Origin of the sequence: Streptomyces sp. NPDC059816 (genome assembly GCF_042732055.1) — a bacterium.
GTDB lineage: Bacteria > Actinomycetota > Actinomycetes > Streptomycetales > Streptomycetaceae > Streptomyces.
In genome coordinates this window covers 43,485-63,549 of sequence record NZ_JBHWIQ010000031.1, presented here as the reverse complement: position 1 = coordinate 63,549, position 20,065 = coordinate 43,485, and the positions used below count along the sequence as shown (strand labels likewise).

At 74.1% G+C, this 20,065-nt stretch carries 19 protein-coding genes and 1 pseudogene; 7 read left to right on the top strand and 13 right to left on the bottom strand.

All coding sequences use genetic code 11. The annotated features are described in order from the left end of the window. Positions 1-63: 63 nt before the first annotated feature. The 4 genes and pseudogenes from ACFV88_RS30990 to ACFV88_RS30975 all read right to left on the bottom strand — a co-directional run bounded on the left by ACFV88_RS30990 (position 64) and on the right by ACFV88_RS30975 (position 2,367). Positions 64-588, bottom strand: coding sequence for a hypothetical protein (locus ACFV88_RS30990; RefSeq protein WP_385495383.1), 525 nt, complete (start codon positions 586-588; stop codon positions 64-66). A 232-nt stretch (positions 589-820) separates the two neighbouring features. Next, positions 821-1,053, bottom strand: a pseudogene (locus ACFV88_RS30985) (hypothetical protein); the annotation flags it as partial. Between the two features lie 65 nt (positions 1,054-1,118). Then, positions 1,119-1,418: a hypothetical protein gene (locus ACFV88_RS30980; RefSeq protein ID WP_385495382.1), complete on the bottom strand. Its 300-nt coding sequence runs from the start codon at positions 1,416-1,418 to the stop codon at positions 1,119-1,121. A gap of 148 nt (positions 1,419-1,566) precedes the next feature. Continuing rightward, complete coding sequence (locus ACFV88_RS30975) at positions 1,567-2,367, bottom strand: hypothetical protein (RefSeq protein WP_385495381.1); 801 nt, start codon at positions 2,365-2,367, stop codon at positions 1,567-1,569. 280 nt (positions 2,368-2,647) lie between these two features. Here ACFV88_RS30975 and ACFV88_RS30970 point away from each other — a divergent pair, with 280 nt between their 5' ends. Further along, entirely contained in the window at positions 2,648-3,700 is a 1,053-nt protein-coding gene (locus tag ACFV88_RS30970) for a helix-turn-helix domain-containing protein (protein WP_385495380.1), read from the top strand. Here the strand turns inward: ACFV88_RS30970 and ACFV88_RS30965 are convergent. Continuing rightward, positions 3,644-5,059 (bottom strand): DUF6777 domain-containing protein, encoded by a 1,416-nt coding sequence (locus ACFV88_RS30965; RefSeq protein WP_385495378.1) that lies wholly within the window; start codon positions 5,057-5,059, stop codon positions 3,644-3,646. The two genes, ACFV88_RS30970 and ACFV88_RS30965, sit on opposite strands and share 57 nt — an antisense overlap. A gap of 144 nt (positions 5,060-5,203) precedes the next feature. On the opposite strand from ACFV88_RS30965, the gene ACFV88_RS30960 reads away from it, so the two are divergent. Further along, entirely contained in the window at positions 5,204-6,472 is a 1,269-nt protein-coding gene (locus ACFV88_RS30960; RefSeq protein ID WP_385495377.1) for a streptophobe family protein, read from the top strand. Positions 6,473-6,539: 67 nt separating this feature from the next. Here the strand turns inward: ACFV88_RS30960 and ACFV88_RS30955 are convergent, their stop codons facing one another. The 6 genes from ACFV88_RS30955 to ACFV88_RS30930 all read right to left on the bottom strand — a co-directional run bounded on the left by ACFV88_RS30955 (position 6,540) and on the right by ACFV88_RS30930 (position 13,833). Continuing rightward, positions 6,540-7,601, bottom strand: a complete 1,062-nt coding sequence (locus ACFV88_RS30955; protein ID WP_385495376.1) for a serine/threonine-protein kinase — start codon at positions 7,599-7,601, stop codon at positions 6,540-6,542. Next, positions 7,598-8,521: a hypothetical protein gene (locus ACFV88_RS30950; protein WP_385495374.1), complete on the bottom strand. Its 924-nt coding sequence runs from the start codon at positions 8,519-8,521 to the stop codon at positions 7,598-7,600. The genes ACFV88_RS30955 and ACFV88_RS30950 overlap by 4 nt, the downstream gene beginning before the upstream one ends. Positions 8,522-8,578: 57 nt before the next feature. Continuing rightward, the gene (locus ACFV88_RS30945; RefSeq protein ID WP_385495373.1) at positions 8,579-11,065 is read right to left on the bottom strand and encodes an FHA domain-containing protein; all 2,487 of its coding nucleotides are present in this window, start codon (positions 11,063-11,065) and stop codon (positions 8,579-8,581) included. 137 nt (positions 11,066-11,202) lie between these two features. Then, positions 11,203-11,796, bottom strand: a complete 594-nt coding sequence (locus ACFV88_RS30940) for a DUF6506 family protein (RefSeq protein ID WP_385495372.1) — start codon at positions 11,794-11,796, stop codon at positions 11,203-11,205. Positions 11,797-11,904: 108 nt separating this feature from the next. Then, the gene (locus tag ACFV88_RS30935) at positions 11,905-13,158 is read right to left on the bottom strand and encodes a glycosyltransferase (protein ID WP_385495413.1); all 1,254 of its coding nucleotides are present in this window, start codon (positions 13,156-13,158) and stop codon (positions 11,905-11,907) included. A 147-nt stretch (positions 13,159-13,305) separates the two neighbouring features. Further along, positions 13,306-13,833, bottom strand: coding sequence for a DUF2165 domain-containing protein (locus ACFV88_RS30930; RefSeq protein WP_385495412.1), 528 nt, complete (start codon positions 13,831-13,833; stop codon positions 13,306-13,308). A 303-nt stretch (positions 13,834-14,136) separates the two neighbouring features. Between ACFV88_RS30930 and ACFV88_RS30925 the strand changes: the two genes are divergently transcribed. Beyond that, positions 14,137-15,432, top strand: a complete 1,296-nt coding sequence (locus tag ACFV88_RS30925) for an alpha-L-fucosidase (protein ID WP_385495371.1) — start codon at positions 14,137-14,139, stop codon at positions 15,430-15,432. Here the strand turns inward: ACFV88_RS30925 and ACFV88_RS30920 are convergent. Beyond that, on the bottom strand, positions 15,408-16,250 hold the full coding sequence (locus tag ACFV88_RS30920; protein ID WP_385495370.1) for a helix-turn-helix domain-containing protein: 843 nt from the start codon (positions 16,248-16,250) through the stop codon (positions 15,408-15,410). The two genes, ACFV88_RS30925 and ACFV88_RS30920, sit on opposite strands and share 25 nt — an antisense overlap. A 92-nt stretch (positions 16,251-16,342) precedes the next feature. Here ACFV88_RS30920 and ACFV88_RS30915 point away from each other — a divergent pair, with 92 nt between their 5' ends. The 3 genes from ACFV88_RS30915 to ACFV88_RS30905 all read left to right on the top strand — a co-directional run bounded on the left by ACFV88_RS30915 (position 16,343) and on the right by ACFV88_RS30905 (position 18,661). Next, positions 16,343-16,537, top strand: coding sequence for an antitoxin (locus ACFV88_RS30915; RefSeq protein WP_385495369.1), 195 nt, complete (start codon positions 16,343-16,345; stop codon positions 16,535-16,537). A 202-nt stretch (positions 16,538-16,739) separates the two neighbouring features. Then, positions 16,740-17,765 carry an SPFH domain-containing protein gene (locus ACFV88_RS30910; RefSeq protein WP_385495367.1) on the top strand — a complete coding sequence of 342 codons (1,026 nt, stop codon included), beginning with the start codon at positions 16,740-16,742 and terminating at the stop codon, positions 17,763-17,765. Further along, entirely contained in the window at positions 17,762-18,661 is a 900-nt protein-coding gene (locus ACFV88_RS30905) for a hypothetical protein (RefSeq protein ID WP_385495366.1), read from the top strand. Before ACFV88_RS30910 ends, ACFV88_RS30905 begins: the two co-directional genes overlap by 4 nt. A 24-nt stretch (positions 18,662-18,685) precedes the next feature. Here the strand turns inward: ACFV88_RS30905 and ACFV88_RS30900 are convergent, their stop codons facing one another. Then, positions 18,686-19,108: a hypothetical protein gene (locus ACFV88_RS30900; protein ID WP_385495411.1), complete on the bottom strand. Its 423-nt coding sequence runs from the start codon at positions 19,106-19,108 to the stop codon at positions 18,686-18,688. A gap of 417 nt (positions 19,109-19,525) precedes the next feature. On the opposite strand from ACFV88_RS30900, the gene ACFV88_RS30895 reads away from it, so the two are divergent. Then, a complete protein-coding gene (locus tag ACFV88_RS30895; protein WP_385495364.1) occupies positions 19,526-19,963 on the top strand; it encodes a cupin domain-containing protein in 438 nt (145 codons plus the stop codon). Positions 19,964-20,065 lie beyond the last annotated feature (102 nt).

Here is a 20,065-nt window from a genome sequence, read left to right as displayed (position 1 = left end):
GTTTTTCGATTTTTGGAATTCGTCGGGACTCTGCCAGGGTGGGCCCTCACCCCACTTCGTGTGTCAGACCAGCGGGGAGGCTGAGAAGGCGTAGCTCTTCAGCCCCTGGCCGTCGGTCTCCCAGTCGATCTGGAGCACCGAGTCACCGTAGTACCGGGAGCCGGCAGCGGCCCTGTGGGAAACCGTCGGGCTGGTATACAAGGTATTCCCGCTGCCATTGAGGTTGTTCATCTTGCTGCCCAGGCCGGGTCCGTACGCGTACTTCGACACGGGGTCGGGACCGCTGACGCTGCGCTTGACCTGCACCAGCACGCGAGCCTCATTGACCACGTCGTAGCCGGAGAACCCGGGCGGACCGTCAACGTCCACGTTCACCCTGGCGTAGATGGTGCCGCCCGACCGCTGCGAGCAGGTCTTGACCTTGAAGTCGAAATCATCCCAGATAGCGCTCGACCCAGGATGGTCCACCGTCCTGCTCGATGTCGTGCACTTCCAGCTGGCCGCCGGGGCGGCCTGGGCCGTGCCCGCGAGCGCCGGCACCATTAGCGTGGCCGCTGCGAGGGCGGCGACGAGCATGGTCTTACGCATGGTTCCCCCTGAATATGCCTCAGACGTTTTCGCCCCACTCTATGTCCGGCTGGGGCCGCCCCCGCAAATGACTTTTCGCCCCCGATGGGGCGATCAAGTCCGCCGCACCGGTGAACCGGCGCTGGTCGGGCCTCGCTGGGGAAGATCAGCAGAATTCTGACACAACCCCGGCGCGACCGGGGCCAGGTGGGGTGAGCTGCCCCGGCCTGGGGGAGGACGGCTTCTTGGTGAAGGAGTAGGCCTTGTCTGCGGCCACCGCGCCGGGCCGGGTCCGCGGGCGGCCGACGGGACCGGCGACCCGGATGCGTGATGAGCCCGCACGACCGTGGCGTCCACACTGACCAGCTCGATCCCGACCCGCCCCCGTGCCGCTGCCTCCGCGATCAGGTCGTCCCTCAGCCTCTGGAACACCCCGACCTTCGCCCAGACGCTGAACCGGGAGTACACCGTCGACCAGGGCCCGTACCGTTTCTACCGGCCCCACCCAGCACACCACCGGGACTCAACGAGATCCGAACTTCGCACAGTTCCTAGTACTCGATGGCGGGGAGCAGCCCCGTGACCGGAGCGACCAGATCGGTCACCTGCCGGAGTTGCTGGAGCTGGGCGAAGCCGTGGCTGATGGTGCCGACCTGCCCGGTGACGGTCGGCATCTTGGCCTGGTGCTCCGGGCCCACTGACTGGGCGGACAGGGAGTCGACCTGTCCGATCACGGAAGGGACCTCCACGCCCTGCTGGAGGGCGGGAGCGGCGGTCGCGGCCGTGGCGGTCAGCGCGGTGACTCCCGAGGCGAGGGCCACGGCTGCGAGAATGCGTCGAGTTGCGGTCATGTACGGAGCAACGGGTGAGGGCCCGCCGGGTCACGGCCGCGGCTCCCGGCTCACTCGTGGGGCTCACGGCCCGGTGCTGGCGGCACGGGACGGAGCCCCTCCCCACGACCGGGGAGGGGCTCCGAAGGCACGTACTGCGCACGGTGGTTCAGGGGCAGCTCGCGATGGTGCTGCGGGCGCGCTCCGGGCTGGCGTGCACCACGTTGCACTGGTCCGTGTCGAGGCCGCCGTCGACGAGGCCCCAGCCGGGCCCGGCCCGCAGGACGGTGTCCTTCGTACCGCGGATGGTGTCCTTGCCGGGACCGCCCTGGATGACGCCGCCGGCCTCGGGGCCGACGCCCTTCGCCTCGATGAGGTCGTTCTCGCTGCCGCCGAGGACCCGACCGCCGAAGTCGATGACGCCCGTCGAGATGGCGTCGGCCCCGTCGTTGCCGAAGACCTGGCCGCCGCCCCGGGCGTGCTGGCCGGGGGCTCCCGACACGGTGCCGACGGTGATGCGGTCCTCCCCCTGGTCACCGTAGATCGTGGCGCCGTTCTCGGTGCTGCCCATCACCGTGGGCACGATGATGGTGTCGTCACCGGTTCCGCCGCGCACCGACGCCTGGTCCGCGCGCGGGTAGAGGTGACTGGTCTGGATGCGGTCGTCGCCGTCCCCGCCGAGTACCTGTGCGTCGATGATGAGGCCCTTGACCCGGATGTTGTCGTCGCCCCCGCCGCCCCAGATGATGACGTTCTCGACGTCGTTCTCACACTCGATGACGTCGTCGCCCGGGGTGCCTTGTACGGTTTGGCCCGGCGGCACGGAGGAACCGTTGACCACGCAGTGGTGCGAGGGCAGACCCTCGTGGGCCTGGGCCGGGGCCGTCGACAGGGACGCGGCGGCGAACAGGGTGGCGGTGAGGGCCAGGCCGCGGGCGACCGGGCGCGACGGACGAGGACTGAGGGGCATACGGGTCTCCTGGGGGCAAAACGATATGAACTCCCCTACCGTGCGCCCCCACCTCAGGACACGCCCGCACATCCTTGCCCCGGGTCACCCGCCCGGCCCTGCTCCGGGCCCTCACCTGCGGACGGTCACGGGCCCGCCACGCCGGACGTGCCGGCAAGCGGGTGACGGACCGTCGACCACCGCTCCCGTACCCGCCCCGCCCCCGTCGCCCCCGCCCCGTCACCGGACTCCGTCACCACGCCCTCGCCACTGCACGCCCTCGCCGTAGGGAGAAGGACGCATGCTCCGCATCCACTTCACCGCCCGCGACCTCCTGAACGTCCGGATCGCCCGACAGCCCGATCCGTTGTGGGAACTGATGTGCAGCGTCTGCCGCATCCAGACCCGCGAAGGACCCGTCGACTTCGATCCGTGGCGGGACGCCGCCCGCCGGGTGCTGCGGGCCGACCCCCTCGCCCTGCGGAGCCTGCACGTACTGCGGACGGTGATCCCGCCACTGGGGTACATCCCCGACTTCCTCACCCCGGCGCCCGATCCAGCGGGCGCCGAGCTGGCCGCGGGCCTCGACCTCGTCCGCGCGACCCCGCGCACCCGGCTGGAGCACGAGTTGGCCGAGCTGTCGGGCGCCCGCAGGCCGAGCGGCCGGCTGGCGGAGCTGACCGGGAGCGGCGGGCTCGCGCTGCTGACGGAGGCGCTGCGCACGTACCACGACGGGCTGCTCGGGCCCCACTGGGCGCGGGTGCGGGCCGCGGTGGAGAACGACGTCCGGGCGCGGACGCACGGTCTCCTCTCGGGTGGTACGCAGGCACTGCTGGACGGGTTGCGGCCGTTCGCCCGGTGGCGGTCACCGGTGCTGGAGGTCGACTTCCCGGTGGCGCGCGACCTGTTCCTGGCGGGGCGGGGCCTGCTGTTGCTGCCCTCGTACTTCTGCTGGCGGCGGCCGACCGCCCTCGCCGATCCGGACCTACGGCCCGTCCTGGTGTACCCGGTGGCGAAGACGCCGTTCGATTCGGGGGCCGCGACGGCGGACGGAGTGGTCCGCCTGCTGGGGCGCACCCGGGCCGCGGTGCTCGCGCGGATCGCGGACGGCCGGACCCGGACCACCTCGGAGGTGGCCGCGGCGGTGGGGGTCTCGCTGCCGAGCACGAGCCACCAGATCGGCGTGCTGCGGGAGGGCGGGCTCATCACCAGTCGGCGCGACGGCCAGTACGTCGTCCACACGGCGACCCCGCTCGGTCTGAACCTGCTGGGTGCCGCAGCGCCGCCCGGTCTGGCTTCAGCCCCGGTGGTGGATGACGGCCGGTCCAGGAGCCGCCGGGGTTCCACCGGGTGACGCCGGCTTCTGGGGCGGGGCCTGCGTGGAGCCGGGCGCCGAGGACAGCGGGGGCTGCTCGGAGGGCGGCGGCGGGGACTCCGGGGCGGGCGACCGCGAACCCTCCGTCGGCGCGGACGGCGGGGACTCGCCGGTCGAGGTACCGCCCGGCGACTCGGACGTCCCCTCCGAGGGCGACGAGCTGTCCGGTTCCGGGCTGCCCGAACCGTCGGAGGGCGAACCGTCGGGACTGGGGGTCGGGTTCTTCGGGGGCTGGGTGGGCCGGTCCCCGGACCCGGTGTCACCGCGCTCGCGGGTGAACCAACCACCGCTGTCGGCGTCGTACATCACGAACGACTCCACGGGGTGCGGCGCGGGCTTCACGAAGACGACGTTGGACTCCCGGTAGCCGGGCCACGGGTCCCCGATCTGCTTCGGGTTGCCCCGCAGGGCGACCGGCTCCGCCAGCGGGTTGCCGCAGGCGCAGCGCACCTTCGGCACGCCCCGGTCGTCGACCAGCACGGCGGTGCCGGCCTCCAGCACCGCCTGGTACGCCGTCGCCCTGCCCCCGCGGTACCCGTGGTTGGTGACCCTGGTGTCGAGGCGCAGTTGAACGGGGGTCAGCGCCCGCAGGTAGGCCGGCACTCCGGACGGTTCGACGTCGAGGACGGCGGCGAACGCCGTGTTCTTGGCGCTGTCGCGGCCCAGGTACTCGATCTGCTTCGCGACGTCACAGCTGCCCACCTTGCGGGTGCCGCCGTACAGTCCGGGCTCGGCGCCCGAAACGCCCTGGGTGACGTACCCGCTCGCGGACTCCGAACGGCCGGGCAGGGAGGGCGTGCTGGGCGGCGGAGAACTGTCCCGGGCGGTGGACGCGGTGAACGGGTCCCGGCCCGTGCTGTTCGCGGCCTGGAGGAAGACCTCACCGCTCCCGCCGCCGCTTCCTCCCCCGCCGCCGTTGCCGCCGGGACGGGTCAGCACGACACCGAGGACGACCGCCGCGACCACGCCCAGGGCGAGCAGGGCCACCCGCGGGGCGCTGCGCCACCAGGGGGTACCTCCGCCGGCGCCCGGGCCGCCCGGGCCGGAGCCGTCGTCACGGCCGCCGCCCGAGCCGGGCGGTTGTTCCGCCGCACCGCCGCCCGCACCGCCGCCCGGGCCGTCCGGTGCGGCGGGGGTGGCGTGGGCGTCGTCGCTCGTCGGACCGGACGGGGGGCCCGGGGGACGACCGGCCGGCGGGGGCGGCGGAGTCGGCGGGCGGGACGGTTCGGAGAGGGGGCCGGACGGCGGCCCGGACGGGCCGGTGGGCGAACGGTCCGACGGCTCGCCCGGCCCCGTGGGGTCGGGCGGGCGGTCGGAAGACGGTGGTTCGGCGCTCACGGATCTCAGCTCCCGGTCTCGAACGACCCCCCGGGGCGCCACTGCGCCCGACCATTGTGTGCAGTGCCCCCGCGCACCCTGCAAGCGGACGCGGTCGGCCCCTCCCGGGGAGCGCCGGGGCCCGGGGCTGCTTAGCGTGGCTGCGTGAGCGACTGGCGAGCATCCGACCGGGGGGCCGCCGTTCGCGCCCCCGCCCGGCCCGCTGCACACGGCTGGCTCCTGGCGCTCGCGACGGTGCTCGCCGCCCTGTTCGCCATGACGGTCCTGGCTGCGGCGGGGCTGTGGGCGGCCGGTGCGCATGGGTTGCCCGACGCGGCGTTCCCCCGGGTGGTGGTGGCGGTGGTGCTGCTCGCGGTCGGCGGGGACGTGGGGCTGACCGGCGGCAGCGGGGGGCTGGTCGAGGCGCACGGGGACCTCGTGGTGCTGCCGCTGTCGGTGAGCTTGGCAGGTGCGCTGGTCGTGGGGGCGGGGTTCCTCGCGCCCCTGCGGCACCGGGCCGTGGTGGGCGGGCGGGAGTTGGCGGCGTGGGCCGGACGGATCGCCGTGCTGTGGCTGGCCGCGCTCCTCGGGCTGTCGCTCGGTGCCCGCCAGGAGTTCACGGTGTCCCTGGGGGACCCGGCCCTAAAGGACGTCGGCGACCTGCTGGGGCTCACCCCCACCGTCGGGTTCGCGGCCGACGTGTGGACCAGCGTGCTCCTCGGACTGGTGTGGCTCGCCGGAGTGCTGCTGATCGCGCTGTTGGTGGCGCGCAGGGCGCCGCTCCCCGCGCGGCTGGTGCGGTTCCACTCGGCGGTGCGGCCGGCGGCGCACGCGGCCCTGGACGTCCTGCTCACCTACGTGGTCGTGGGACTGGTGGTCGGGGTGGTGATCGCGGTGACCCACGGACACGCGGCCGACACGATCGCGGTGCTCCTGCTCGGGCTGCCCAACCTCGTGTGGCTGGCCTTCACCCTGGGGCTCGGAGCGGTGTGGGACGGGCGGGTCGACGGTCCGTTCGGGCTGCCGATGCCCCCGGCGCTGGACCAGGTGCTGCGGGGCACCCAGGACAGCGCGCTGAGCGTACGGACGCTGGCCGCGCAGGACGGCCGGGCGTGGTGGCTGGTGCCGTTCGCCGCGGTGGTGCTGTTCGCCGCGGCGTACGTGATGGCCCGGCGGTCACCGGTCGGTACGCCCCTGTGGCGGCACGCCGTGCACCTGGGAGTGGCACTGGCGCTCACCGTCCTGACGGTGTGCCTGACCGTACGGGTGTCCGCGCACTACGGCTTGTCGCTGCTGGGCATCGGCAACCTGGGCGGTGGGCTGTCCGGGCGGGTGCGGCTGGACCCGCGGACGGGCCAGGCGGTGGTGGTCGCGGTGGCCTGGGGCGTGGTCATGGGGGCGCTGGGCGGGTTGGCCGCGCGATGGCGGCGCTGACCCGTCCGACTGCGGCGCGGACGCACGCCCGGGCAGGGGCTACGGCACGTTCCGGGGTCGTCCGTGGTCACGGGCGGTCGGCCGCGCCGGGCGGATGTTCGGCCGCGCCCCGGAACACCGGGCGGGCCCAGGCGGGGGGCGCGGGTGGCGGCCCGGGGCGCCCGTCGGCCGCCCCGGTGTCCGCGGTGCTCGGGTGGTGGCCGCCCGGGTCCGCACCCGTGGCGGCCCGCAGCGCGCCCACGAAGGCGAGGCAGGAGTCGTAACGGTCGTCGGGGTGTTTGGCCAGGGCCTTCGTCAGGACCGCGTCCACTCCCGGGGGCGAGTCGGGGCGCCGCTCGGCCAGCGCGGGCGGCTCGTCGTACTGGTGGGCCCAGAGCAGGGCCATGTCGTCGTCGCGTTGGAACGGCGGGCCGCCGGCCAGCGTCTCGTACACCACGCAGGCGAGGCTGTACACGTCGCACCGCCCGTCGACGGGGCGCCCCGAGATCTGCTCGGGCGCCACGTAGTCGAGCGTGCCCACGAACTGGCCCACGGTGGTGAACCCGGTGAGGGACAGGGACTTCTTGGTGAGTCCGAAGTCGGTCAGGTACACGTGCTCCGGGTGGTCGCTGTCGGTGCCCCGGGCGACGAGGATGTTGCCGGGCTTGACGTCGCGGTGCACCAGACCGTGGTCGTGGGCGGCGTCCAGGGCGGAGGCGACCTGGGTGGCGATCCGTACCGCGGTGTCCCACGGGAGCACTCCGGCGCCCGCGGGATCCGGGTGCTCGGCGCGCTGGTCGAGGAGGTGCCGCAGGTCGAGTCCGGCGACGTAGCGCATGGCGATGTAGAGCACGCCGTCCGCCTCCCCCGCCTCGAACACGGGCACGATGTGCGGGTGGTCGATCGCGGCGGCGACCCGTGACTCATGGGTGAAGCGGCGACGGAACGTGTCGTTGCGGGCCAGTTCGGGGGCGAGGAGCTTGAGCGCCACGGTGCGGTCGAGGCGCAGGTCCTTGGCCCGGTACACGACCGCCATGCCGCCCCGGCCGATCTCGCCCTCGATGCGGTAGTCGGCCACCTGCTGTCCCACGAGCCCCGACGGACGCCCCGTGTGTCCGTTCGGTTCGGGGCGGGACGCGTCCTGCCTCATGGAGCGCCACCGCCGGAACGCGGGTCGGGTCCCGGCCGGTCGGCGGGGCGGCTGAGGCGGCGGGTGCGGGTCCCGGACCGGTCTTCGGCGTTGGTGTTGGTGTCGGTGTCACGGCCGGGGTCGGCGTCACCGCCGGGGTCACCCTCGGGTCCGGCTTCGGATCGGGGAGGCGGTTCGAGGACGGTCGGGGGCTCCTCCGATCCCGCGGCCGGTCCGGTGCCCGCCGCACCCGGATCGCCCACGACCCTGGTGCGTGCCGCGCCCCCGTCGCCCGGTGGCGGCTCCGGTTCCCGTCCGGGGGTGACCACGCGGGTGGGCGGGTACGGGTCCGGTGCCCGTACGACCGCTCCCCCGTCGCCGCGGGCGTCCGGCGCGGCCCGGTCTCCGGGCGCCTCGGCGCTGGGAGCGGGAGACGGTGGCCGGATGGTGTCCCCGGTGGCCGACCGGTCCGCTGCGAAGCCGCTCAGCCGCCGCCCGTCGCAGTAGACCCAGCGTTCGTGTTCGGCGTCGTACAGCCACAGCGACGTCCCGTCCACGACCATCCCCACCCGCAGCCCCCGGGTCCGCCGGTGGAAGGACTCGATGTCGAGGGTGCCTTCGGCGAGTTCCCCGGCGGCGGCCCGGTAGCGGGCGACCGTCTCCTGGGCGCGGGCCAGCAGGGGTCGAGGGTCGGCCGTGTGGGTGGTGGGGCCGCCCGTGTCGGGAGGTTGCTGGGGCACGGCCACGAGGAGCCGGCCGTCGACCCAGGCGGTCCACCCGTTCGCGCACGCCACCCGGCCCCAGTCACCGAGCCGTTCGGTCAGCTGGACGGGCAGCAGCGCGTCCAGCGGTGCGGAGGGCCGGGCGGTGTCGGGAACCTCCCAGGTGGGCAGGCCACCGGGCGGAACGACATGGGTGGGGCGGAACTCGACGGTGGTCACGGGCGGCTCCCCTCGCGGTGCCTCACGGGTCCGGGGCGCCGCGGCGCCCCGACTGGATCACTTGCGCATCACGGCGGGTTCCTGGTGGCGCAGCAGCCGGGAGACGGCGAACAGGAAGACGAGGGACAGCACCACGAGCATCCCCATGTCGAGCAGCCAGGTCCCCGCCGTGTGCTGGAACAGCGCGTCGGCGCTCTGGTCGCCCGGCACGATCCGGGCGAGTCCGATGGTCGACGCCATCGCGGCGAACGCCCACCGGGCCGGCACCAGCCAGGAGAACTGTTGGATGCCCGGCACGGTGAGTTCGAGGAGGGCGCCGCAGAACACCACCTGCACGATGGCGACCAACACCAGGAGCGGCATCGTCACCTCCTCCTTGGGGACCACCGCGGAGATCAGCAGACCGAGCGTCATGGCGGTGAAGGCGAGCAGCGCGACGGCGAGGATGATCTCCACAAGTGGGGGGAGGAGCACTCCCGACCCGCCGGGCGCGTTGAGGTCGACGCCGAGCAGGGCGACCAGGGTCAGCACCACGGCCTGGAGCACGGTGATGGTGCCGAGCACGACGACCTTCGACATCAGGTACGCCGATCGGGACAGGCCGACCGCGCGTTCCCTGCGGTAGATGGCGCGTTCCTTCACGAGTTCCCGCACGGCGTTGGCGGCGCCGGTGAGGACGCCTCCGACGCACAGGATGAGGAGTGCGTCCATGGCGGACTGCGAGGTGAGGCGGCTCCCCGCGAGTGCGCGGGCCATCGCCCCCATGATGAAGGGCAGCGCGATCATGATCGCGAGGAAGGTCCGGTCCGCGCTGAGCGCGGCGCCGTAGCGGTGGACCAGGGTGCCCACCTGGGCCCGCCAGCTCTGCGGCTTGGGCGGCGGTGGAGCGGCGGGCCGGCTCCCGGTGGCGACCGGGGGGCGTGCGGTGGCCTCGGTGATGTAGCGACGGTGGAACGGCGAGGCCCGGTACTCGGTCGCCCAGTCGCGGGAGTGGTCGCTGTCGAACGCCTCGAACGCCTCCGGCCACTGTGTGTGACCGAAGAAGGGGAGGGCGTCGCCCGGTGGACCGAAGTACGCGATCCGGCCGCCGGGCGCGAGGATCAGGAGCCGGTCGCAGACGTCGAGGCTCAGCACGCTGTGGGTGACGACGACGACGGTCCTGCCGTCGTCCGCCAGCCCGCGCAGCATGTGCATCACCGAGCGGTCCATGCCGGGGTCGAGGCCGGAGGTGGGTTCGTCCAGGAACAGCAGGGAGGGTTTGGTGAGCAGTTCGAGGGCGACGCTGACGCGTTTGCGCTGGCCCCCGGAGAGGCTGTGGATGGGCTGACTCGCCCGCGCTTCGAGGCCGAGCTCGTGGAGGACCTCGTCCACCCGGGCCCGGCGTTCGGTTTCGGCGGTGTCCTGCGGGAACCTCAGCCGGGCGGCGTAGCCGAGGGCGCGGCGCACGGTGAGCTGGACGTGCAGGATGTCGTCCTGGGGGACGAGTCCGATGCGGCTGCGCAGTTCGGCGTAGTCCTGGTACAGGTCACGGCCGTCGTACAGCACGGTTCCGCGGTCGGCGGGGCGCAGCCCGGTCAGGGCGTTCAGCAGGGTGGACTTGCCCGCTCCGCTCGGCCCGACGACGGCCAGCAGGCACTTCTCGCCGACCGGGAAGGTCACGTCGTCGAGCAGGGTCTTGCGTCCGTGGTCCACGGTGACGCTCAGGTCCTGGGCGTCCAGGGAGACCTCGCCGGTGTCCACGTACACCTGGAGTTCGTCGCCCACCAGGCAGAACGCCGAGTGTCCGACACCGACGATGTCGCCGGGGAGCACGTCCGCCCGGGTCACCGGTCGACCGTTGAGGTAGGTGCCGTTGTGGCTGCCGAGGTCCACGATCTCGTACGTGGCGTCCGGCCCGGTGCGCAGTTCGGCGTGGTGACGGGAGACGACCAGGTCGTCCACCACGAGGTCGTTGTCCCGGCCGCGGCCGATGCGGACGGTGCGGGCGGGCAGCGGGCGGACGGTGGTGGGTTGTCGGAAGGTGCCGGTGGCGGCGGGACCGTGGACGCTCGAGGGCCGGTCGGGCGGGGCGGGCGCGGATCCGGTCGCGGGCGGTGGCCGACCGGTGTCGTGGTGGTCGGGCGGGGCGGGCGCGCGCGTGGTGCTCACCGGCGGCGCGGGAACCGAGGGCGCGGCGGCCGGGGGCGCGGTCCTGGGCGGGGTCGGAGCAGTGGGTGGGGGGCGGTCCCGGGCGACGAGCAGGGCCCGGGGGCCGTCGGCCGCGCCGCCGAAGCGCAGCACGCTGCCGGGGCCCACGCCCCATTCGTGGATCCGCCGGCCGTCCGCGTAGGTGCCGTTGGTGCTGTTCTCGTCGGCGACGGTCCAGCGGCCGGCTGCGGCGCGCAGGACCGCGTGGTGCCAGGAGACCCGGTCGTCATCGATGACGATGTCGCTCGTGGGGTCCCGTCCGACGTGATAGTCGCGATCGGGTGTCAGCACCGTGGAGCCCGTGTCCGTCTCCACGACGAGCGCGGGCGCAGTCGGCACTCCGGGCCGCTCTGCCATGTCTGAATTCTAGCGATGTACGGCGTTTGCCGCCCCGGCTGGCCCGCCCGGCCCGCCCCGTCCCGCACGCCACCCGCACCCCCGCCGGCCCACGGGCACCTGCACCACGCGTGCCGGCGGGCCACCCCGTGACCGCCTCAGTGTCGCCCGTACGCGGTCAGCCCGACGGGCACCCGGGCGTCCACCTCCTCGATGACGGCCTCCGCCACCTCCGGCCCCGACGCCCCGTAGATCTCGATGAGGGCCAGTCCGGGGCCGAGTTCGCCGGCGACCCGGGCCGCGGCCTTCGCATCGGGCACGGCGACGATCGTGATCGGCCCGCCGTCCGAGGGCTTCTCGTACCGCGCCCGGTCCTGCACGGGGTCAGCGCCCTCGTGGACGACCAGGAACGAGTCGGCCAACGCCTCGCCCGTCCCGAACCGCTCCTTGTAGGCGGCGATCGTGGTCAGCGACTCGAAGCCGTAGTAGACCGCCCCCACCCTGGCCCGGGCGCCCACCTCGCGGGCGATCCGTGCGTGCCAGACGGCACCGAAGCTGCCGCACAGTTCGATGAGGTCGGCGCCTTCGGCGACGAGTCGGGTGGCGAGTTCGACGGCCTGAGCCGGCTCGCCGACGGCACGGACCCGGGTCCGTCCGTGGGAGGTGCTGACCGACAGCAGGTCCACGGCCGGATCTCCGCCCTCCATCTCGTAGATGACGACCCGGTCCTGCGCGTCGATGATCTCGGACATGGCGTTCCCCTCCGTCCGACGGCGCCTGAGCGCGCCGTCGGAGCCATCCTGTGACCTCAACCAAGGTCGAGGTCAACCCGGTTGGGTGCACGGCCCGGGCGCGCACGGTCAGCGTCGCGCCGCCAGCCGCTCCAGTGTGCGCAGAACGGGCCGCACCCCGTCCTCCTCGGCCAGCCGACCGGCGAAGCTCCGGGCCGCCGCCGCGTACGGGGCTCCTTCGGCGGTCGCTCGGACGAGGGCCGCCGACAACTGCCCGGCGGTCAGCTTCCGCAGCGGCACGACGGCCGGGGCGACGCCCAGGGCGCTCAGGCGCGCGGACCAGAACCCGGCGTCGAACTGCACGGGCACCGGAACCGAGGGCACCCCCGAGCGGAGCGCCGCCGCCGTGGTGCCGGCACCCGCGTGGTGGACGATCGCCGCCGTCTGCGGGAAGAGGAGGGTGTGCGGAAGGTCGTCGACGGTGAGCATGTCGTCCCCGCTGACCGCCCCGTCCGCGCCCAGACCGCTCCAGCCGCGTTGGATCACGCCCCGCAGGCCCGCGGCGCGCAGGGCCCGGACCACCGTCGCGCTGAGCCGCACCGGGTCGGGCACGGTGGCGCTGCCGAGTCCCACGTAGACGGGTGGCGGGCCCGCGGCGAGGAACGCGCGCACGTCTTCGGGCAGTCGGGCGTCCGGTGGGTCACGGGGCCACCAGAAGCCGTCGACGGTCAGACCGGGGGGCCAGTCACGGGGGCGGGGCACGACGAGGGGGCTGAAGCCGTGGTGCACGGTCAGGCCGTTGCGCTCCCGGGCGCGCCGGGCGGCGTAGGCCCCCAGCGGCGGGGCCCCGAGTCGGGCCCGTAGGGCGCGGACGGCGTCGGCGAAGAGGTGGTCGAGCCCGGCGTTCATCGCCTGCCCCGCGAGGCGGTTGGCGAACGGCCCGAAGGAGCCGGCGGTGATCAGCGGCGGGGCGAAAACCCGTGTGGGGGCCTGTGGTTGGAGGTGCAGTTCCGCCGCGGGCAGGCCCAGGCCGTCAGCGACGGCGTGTCCGAGCGGGGCGACCGCCGGGGCCAGCAGGAGGACGTCACTGCGTTCGGCGACGTGCAGCAGGTCGTCGGCGAACTCCCCCACCCGGTCCCGCAACATCGCGAACAGTCGGTTCAGTCGGCGGATTCCACTGGTGGTGTGGTGCAGCTCCTGGCCGGCGGCGGAAGCGAGTTCGGCGCGCGGGTCGAACGGCAGTGCGTGGAAGCCGAGTCCGGCGCCGACCGCGAGCGGCGCGAAGCGTTGGTGGGTCACGAGGGTGACCTCGTGCCCGGCCAGCGCCAACCCGTGCCCGAGCCCGGTGAAGGGGGCGACGTCGCCCCGGGAACCCGCCGTCATCACCGCTACCCGCACGCGCCCAGTATGACGGAGCGGACGGCGGGTCACCAGCGGTTCACCGGGGCCGCGCCGGGATTCAGCGGGCGCGTGCGCCGGGATTCAGCGCGGGTAGCGCGCCGGGGCTCAACGCGGATCGTGCGCCGGGGTTCAGCGCGGATCGTGCGCCACGGCCGGCCCGGTCCGCTCCGGCGGCAGCACTCCGGGGAGCCAGAGGACCACGAGGGCGATGCCCGCGAGCGTCAGATTGCGGGCCGCGGCGTCCAGCCCGTTCCACTCGGACGACTGCCACATGGCGAACCACTCCCCACCGATCGCGAGGAACCCGAGGCCGAACAGGAGCAGCACCATCACCAGTCCGAGGGTGCCGGTGCGGCGGGCGCGGGCGACCGCGGCGGGGTCGGGGGCGCGTCGGGTCAGGGCGTGCGCCCACTGCCACCCGGACCACAGCAGGACGAGCGCGGCCAGCGTCTCCCACCCGATGACGGCGACGTACGCGAGGTCCGCGACGGTGTGCGACTCGATGGCGCGCCACATGAGGTCCTCGTCCTTGAACGTGGTGTCCATCGCGAGGACGTGCCGGACGAACTGCTGATTGGTCCCGAAGTCGGTGATGTTGCCGAAGGCGACGAGGGCCATGTAAACGGCGACGGTCACGGTCAACGCGGCTGCCGCCATCGGCAGCCCGCCGAGCCGGTCGATGCGGGCGGCTCCCCCGTCCCGCTCCGCACCCCCGCGGGTGTCAGTCCCCTTGCCCACGTCCGGCATGTCGCCCTCCCCCGTGCGTCCGCCTCCGGTGCGGGCGGTCTCCCTGTGACCATGGCCCGCCCGCGGCGCCGCCAACCGCGCGGCCGGCGGCGGAAGGTGACGGAACGGCGTGCGGTCGACCCGGTACCCGGGCGGCGGGGACACGGCCCACCGCGGAGGAGCGGGTGAAAATCGACCACCGATGGTGAATCCGGCCCACGCGCCCGCACGCCGGTGCGGGCTAGCGTTTTGGCCATGTCGCTACAGCCCTGGTTCCGTGACGCGAAGCTGGGCGTCTTCGTCCACTACGGCGTCTACGCCGTGGACTCGGTCGCCGAGTCGTGGTCCTTCTACACCGGAGAGGTCTCCCACGAGCGGTACATGAGCCAACTCGACCGCTTCACCGCCGTCCGGTACGACCCCGCGGCCTGGGCCGACCTGTTCGCCCGGGCGGGCGCCCGGTACGCCGTGCTGACCGCGCGCCACCACGACGGCGTCGCGCTGTGGGAGTCCGCGCAGGGCGGGCTGGACGTCGTCCGGCACACCCCGGCGGGGCGTGACCTGCTCGCCGGGTACGCGTCGGCGCTGCGCGAGCGCGGGCTCCGGGTGGGGCTCTACTACTCCCACTCGGACTGGAACCACCCCGACTACCCGACGCTGGTCCACCCCGATCCGCCCGCCCACGACGACGTCCTGGCCAGTGCCTACGTGACCCCGCAGGACGGGGTCGAGGACCCGGGGGCGTGGGACCGCTACCTCGCGTACCGGGACGGGCAGGTCGCCGAGCTGATCGACCGGTACCGGCCGGACCTGCTGTGGTTCGACGGGGAGTGGGAACGCACGCCCCGGCAGTGGCGGATGGCGGAACTGGCGACCCTGATCGGGGACGCCGCGCCGGACACCGTGGTCAACGCCCGTCTCACCGGTCACGGTGACTACGCGACGCCGGAGCAGGGGCTACCGGTGCGGGCGCCGGACGGGCCGTGGGAGCTGTGTCTGACGGTCAACGACTCCTGGGGCTACCGCCGCGACGACGACCGCCACAAGTCCGTGCGGCTGTTGGTGCGCTACCTCACGGAGACCGTCGGGATGGGCGGCAACCTGCTGCTGGCGGTGGGCCCGCGGGAGGACGGAACGTTCACCGCCGCGCAGACGGACCGGCTCACCGGGCTCGGCGACTGGGTACGGGTGCACCGGGAGGCGGTGTACGACACGGTGGCGGGGGCGCCGCCGGGGCACCACTACGGCCCGAGCACCCTCGCGGCGGACCGGCGCACGCTCTACCTGGTCTGCTTCGACGTGCCGCGCGAGGCGGTCACCGTCCGCGGGCTGCGCACCCCCGTGCGGCGGGTGACGGTGCTCGGTACGGGAACCGAGCTGGGACACCGGGTGGTCGGCGGACTGCACGAGGTGCCCGGCATGACGGTGATCGACGCACCGGACCCCCGGGACCTGGACCCGTACGCGACGGTCCTGGCGGTGGAGTTAGACGGGGAACTCGACCTCTACCGGGGAACCGGGTTGCGCTGACCCCCGGCCGGGGCCCGCACCGCGCCCGAGGCCGTGCGCAGCGCCCGTGGCGAGTGGCCGAACGCGCGCCGGCACGCCTTGTTGAACGCCTGGAGGTCCGCGATGCCGACGGCGGCGGCCACCGCCGTCACGCTCAGCGTCGACTCACGGAGCAGGTGCCGGGCGCGGGCCATCCGGCGTTCCCTGACGTAGCCGACGACGGTCGTCCCCGTCCGGGCGCGGAACAGCCGGGTCAGGTGGTTGTGCGAGACGCCCGCCACGCGGGCCAGTCGGGGCACGGTGAGCGGGTCGGCGAGGTGCGCTTCGACGTGCGCCATGGCGGCGGCGACCGGGTCGGGCGGCGTGGCGGGACCGCCGGGGAGGCCGAGTTCGGCGATCCGCCACAGGGCCGTCCACAGCTCGGCGGCGGCTCGGGCGGGGTTGCGCGGGGCCACGACGACGGCCCGGTGGAGGAGCGTGCCCAGGGCGGGGGCCTCCGCCCCGGCGTCCTGCATGAGCGGAACGTCAATGGCCTGGCCGGCCGGGCCGGAGCCGGGGAGGGCGAAGTGGGCGTACAGGTGCTCCGAGCGGCCCCGGTAGCGGAACCGCACCTCGGCGCCGGGCGGCACCAGACTGACCCGGCCGGGTCGGATCGCGTACACGGCGGAGTCGACGGTCAGTTCGGCACAGTAGCCGTAGAGGTGGAGCTGCCACAGGTCGGGGAGGCGGAAGACCTCGGTGGCCGCGCCGGTGCCGTGGACGCCGACACCGAGGCTGGCGACCCGGGGCGGGGCGTCGAGCCGGAGGGCCACGGTCGGCGACTGCTCCGGGGTGGTCATGGTGAGAACGTACCAGTGGGGGTGTGCGCAGATGCGGGACTGGCCCGGGCGGGTGAAGCTGAAGACGGAAGAACCCCTCTAGGAGGTGGGCCATGTCCATGATGGACAAGCTCAAGAACATGCTCAAGGGGCATGGGGACCAGACGTCCAAGGGCGTCGACAAGGCGGGTGACTACGTCGACGGCAAGACGCAGAACAAGTACCAGGGCCAGGTCGACAAGGGGCAGGACGCGCTCAAGGACCGGCTCGGCAACCCGGACCAGGGTCAGCAGCCGCCGCAGACCTGACCCGGCGGCGCCGGCCCGGCCGTCCGGGTCGGGCTCCGCCGAGGGGTCCACCTCCGGCGCGGCACCACCGCTCCGACCCGGCCCGCGCGGGCGCCCGGCACCCACGGGCAGCGTGCGGGAGCCGGGAAGGAGCCTGGTCGCGTCTACTTGACGATAAGACCCGACCCCCTTTACCGTCAGACAGACGAAAAGGGGGTTCATCATGGCCGACATCACCCGGCGCCTGGGCTGGCGACACCTGCGGAGCGCGCCCACCGCCCACGTCCGTCACCACCGGGGCGGAAGGCTGGCGCACGAGGGCGCGGGGCTCAGTTTCTGGTACCGCTCGCTGTCCGCCGCGCTCTCCGAGGTCCCGGTGGACGACCGCGAGCTGACCATGGCGTTCCACGCGACGACCGCGGACTTCCAGGACGTCACCGTGCAGGCCACGGTGACGTACCGGATCAGCGACCCGGAGACGGCCGCTGCCCGGATCGACTTCTCGATCGATCCGGACACCGGCCTGTGGCGGGGCGCCCCGCTGGAGCAGTTGTCGACCCTGCTCACCGAGACGGCACAGCAACACGCGCTGGACACGCTGGCGGGCAGCCCCCTGGACGAGGTGCTCCGCTCGGGGGTCGCCGCGGTCCGCGGGCGGATCGACGCCGGGCTGGCGGACGAACCGCGCCTGGCGGCGACCGGGCTCACCGTGGTCGCGGTGCGCGTCGTCGCGATCCGCCCCGAACCCGAGGTCGAACGGGCCCTGCGGACCCCGACCCGCGAACGCATCCAACAGGAGGCGGACCGGGCCACGTACGAACGCCGGGCCGTCGCCGTGGAACGCGAGCGGACGATCGCCGAGAACGAACTCGCCAGCAAGATCGAGTTGGCCCGGCGCGAGGAAGGGCTCGTCGAGCAGCGGGGCACCAACGCACGGCGGCAGGCCGAGGAGTCGGCCGCGGCCGATGCGGTCCGGGCGGAGGCGGAGGCCACGCGCACGGTGCGACTCGCCCGGGCCGAGGCCGAGGCGGCCCGTCAGGTCGGCGAGGGACGTGCCCAGGCGCAGGCGGCCTGGCTGCGGGTGCACGCCGATGCGGAGCCGGCGACCCTGCACGCCCTGGCCCTGACCCGGCTGGCCGAGAACGTGCCGAAGATCGACAGCGTCACCCTCTCCCCCGACGTCGTCACCGGGCTGCTGTCGCGGCTCGGCGGCCCGGCCGGCGGCCACGACCCGGCACCCCGGCCGTGATCCTGAGCCCGCGGGTGGTCCTCGTCCACCGCCGCACGGATTACGAGGAGTTGATCGCCCGTCACGGGACGCACGGCCAGGCGGAGTTCTTCCTCGCCGCGCGCGGGCACGATCTGCGGGAGACCGCCGAGCGACACGAGCGCAGCCGTGCCGCGCTGGCCGAGGCCACGGCCGCGGTGCCGCTGAACTGGCGCCAGGCCCGGGTGGAACGCACCGATCTCGACCGGTTCCTGTTCGGGCCCGAGGACGTGGTCGTGGTGGTCGGGCAGGACGGTTTGGTGGCCAATGCGGCGAAGTACCTGACGGGCCAGCCGGTCATCGGCGTGGACACCGACCCGGGGCGCAACCCCGGTGTGCTGGTGCGCCACCGGGCGGCCCAGGTGGCGAGGCTGTTGCGGGCGACGGCGGCGGACGGCGCCCGGGGCGAGGAACGCACCATGGTGGAGGCGGTCACGGACGACGCCCAGCGACTGCTCGCGCTCAACGAGATCTATGTGGGTCGTCCCGACCACCAGACCTCGCGCTACCGGTTGGGCGCCGACAGCGACTCCGACGCACCGGAGGCACAGGCGTCCTCCGGCCTGGTCGTCGGTACCGGGACCGGGGCGACGGGCTGGCTGCGCTCGCTGTGGTTGACCTCCCGGGCGTCGCTCGCCCTGCCGACCCCGGTGGACCCGGCACTCGCCTGGTTCGTCCGGGAGGCGTGGCCGTCCCCCGTCACCGGCACCGCGCGGGTGTCGGGCACCCTCACCAGTGACGCACGACTGCGGCTGACCGCCGAGTCGGAGCGCCTGGTGGCCTTCGGCGACGGCATGGAGTCCGACGCGCTGGAGGTCACGTACGGGCAGACGATCTGGATCGGGGTCGCCGACACCCGGCTGCGCCTCGCCGGGTGAGGGCGGCCCCGCAGCCGGTCGGGCTCACCAGGGGGACGTGCCCACGGGCACCGCGGGTCCGGCGCCGGTGCGCCGCATCCGGAGGGTGTCCACGGACTCGGCCATCAACTCGTACTCCGTGGTGTCGTCCTGGGCGGCGAACCGCAACAGCCGCCCCTGGGAGAGTTCCTCGGCGGCCCAGCCCTGTCGGTCGGGTTCGCGACACCACTCCCGCAGTGCGGACGGCACGTCCAGGGTGCCTTCGCCGACCGGGATCAGGGCGCCCGCGGGGTAGGCGGAGCCACCGGGGTGGGGGTCGAGGCGGTCCGCGATCCACAGGGCGCGGTCGCGCAGCCACCACAGGGCGAGCGGAAGGGTGGGGGCCCGGTAGGTGCCGAGCGGAACGCCGACCCACCGGCCTCCACAGACACCGTAGGCAGTGACGTGGCACAGGAACTCGTCGTGCACGGTCATCACCTCCGTGGTGACGCGCTTCGGGGGGCCGATGGGCGACGGCGGGAACGAGGGCACTGATGCACCCCCCTTCTCTAGTTCACTCCATGACTGAATGTCACCACGCCGATCCGGCCAGTGTGCGGTGTTTCGAGCCGCCCGTGTTGGCCGAAAGCGGCGCTGAGCCGCTTCGACCTGCCGGCACCCCGAGGCCCGCCCGACGGGAACGTGACGGGAAATCTTCGGTCGGGAACCACAGGAGCCCCGTGGGCCCCACCTCTCGGAGCCCACGGGTCGGGGTGGCGCGCCGGCGGCGAGCGCGCCCCACCCGTGACACCACTCCCGCCGGCGCGCGCCGGCCGCGTACCGTCGGACACGACGCGCCGCGCACACGGCGCGCGGAGCCCGCGCGAGGACGAGGGACTGGGGTAGATGACGACGGACGGCGACGGCTGGCGGCTCGATGCAGCGCAACGGCAACTCGACGCCGAGGTCATCCGGGTCGCACCGGGCGGGGAGTACACCTCGGCGGCCCCGGAGGCCGGCGACCTGTTGCTGTACGTGACGGCCGGGAGCGGGCACCTGGAGTGCGGAAGTCGTCTGGAGGCGGTCGACACGGGCTGTGTCACCTGGGTGCCGCCCGGGGCCCGGCACACCCTGACGGCCGGGGCGGAGGGCCTCGGCTTCCTCGCGGTCCGCGCGCAGCCGACACCGTCAGCGCCGCCGCCCGCGCCCGGGCGGGACGGGGCCGAGCCGCCCGGCGGGGAGCCCGCGTGCCTGCTCCACCGGGTGTGCGCCCGGTGCGGCCGGCTGGCCCCGGGACAGGCGGACCGGTACTGCGCCCAGTGCGGCGACCTACTGCCGTCCTGACCCGGGCCGCCGGGACCCGATCCGGCGAGGCCGCGCCGGCACGCGCCCGGTCGGGCCGCCCGGACCAGGCGCCTCGCATGCCCCGCCCGACGAACGGACATA

Coding starts and splice junctions, on each gene's coding strand:
- ACFV88_RS30930 (WP_385495412.1), bottom strand. CDS start 13,833: ATGGCGGCAGCCGCGTTGACCGTGACCGTCGCCGTTTACATGGCCCTC.
- ACFV88_RS30990 (WP_385495383.1), bottom strand. CDS start 588: ATGCGTAAGACCATGCTCGTCGCCGCCCTCGCAGCGGCCACGCTAATG.
- ACFV88_RS30920 (WP_385495370.1), bottom strand. CDS start 16,250: ATGACCACCCCGGAGCAGTCGCCGACCGTGGCCCTCCGGCTCGACGCC.
- ACFV88_RS30970 (WP_385495380.1), top strand. CDS start 2,648: ATGCTCCGCATCCACTTCACCGCCCGCGACCTCCTGAACGTCCGGATC.
- ACFV88_RS30980 (WP_385495382.1), bottom strand. CDS start 1,418: ATGACCGCAACTCGACGCATTCTCGCAGCCGTGGCCCTCGCCTCGGGA.
- ACFV88_RS30910 (WP_385495367.1), top strand. CDS start 16,740: ATGGCCGACATCACCCGGCGCCTGGGCTGGCGACACCTGCGGAGCGCG.
- ACFV88_RS30915 (WP_385495369.1), top strand. CDS start 16,343: ATGTCCATGATGGACAAGCTCAAGAACATGCTCAAGGGGCATGGGGAC.
- ACFV88_RS30945 (WP_385495373.1), bottom strand. CDS start 11,065: ATGGCAGAGCGGCCCGGAGTGCCGACTGCGCCCGCGCTCGTCGTGGAG.
- ACFV88_RS30940 (WP_385495372.1), bottom strand. CDS start 11,796: ATGTCCGAGATCATCGACGCGCAGGACCGGGTCGTCATCTACGAGATG.
- ACFV88_RS30975 (WP_385495381.1), bottom strand. CDS start 2,367: ATGCCCCTCAGTCCTCGTCCGTCGCGCCCGGTCGCCCGCGGCCTGGCC.
- ACFV88_RS30935 (WP_385495413.1), bottom strand. CDS start 13,158: ATGACGGCGGGTTCCCGGGGCGACGTCGCCCCCTTCACCGGGCTCGGG.
- ACFV88_RS30955 (WP_385495376.1), bottom strand. CDS start 7,601: ATGAGGCAGGACGCGTCCCGCCCCGAACCGAACGGACACACGGGGCGT.
- ACFV88_RS30895 (WP_385495364.1), top strand. CDS start 19,526: ATGACGACGGACGGCGACGGCTGGCGGCTCGATGCAGCGCAACGGCAA.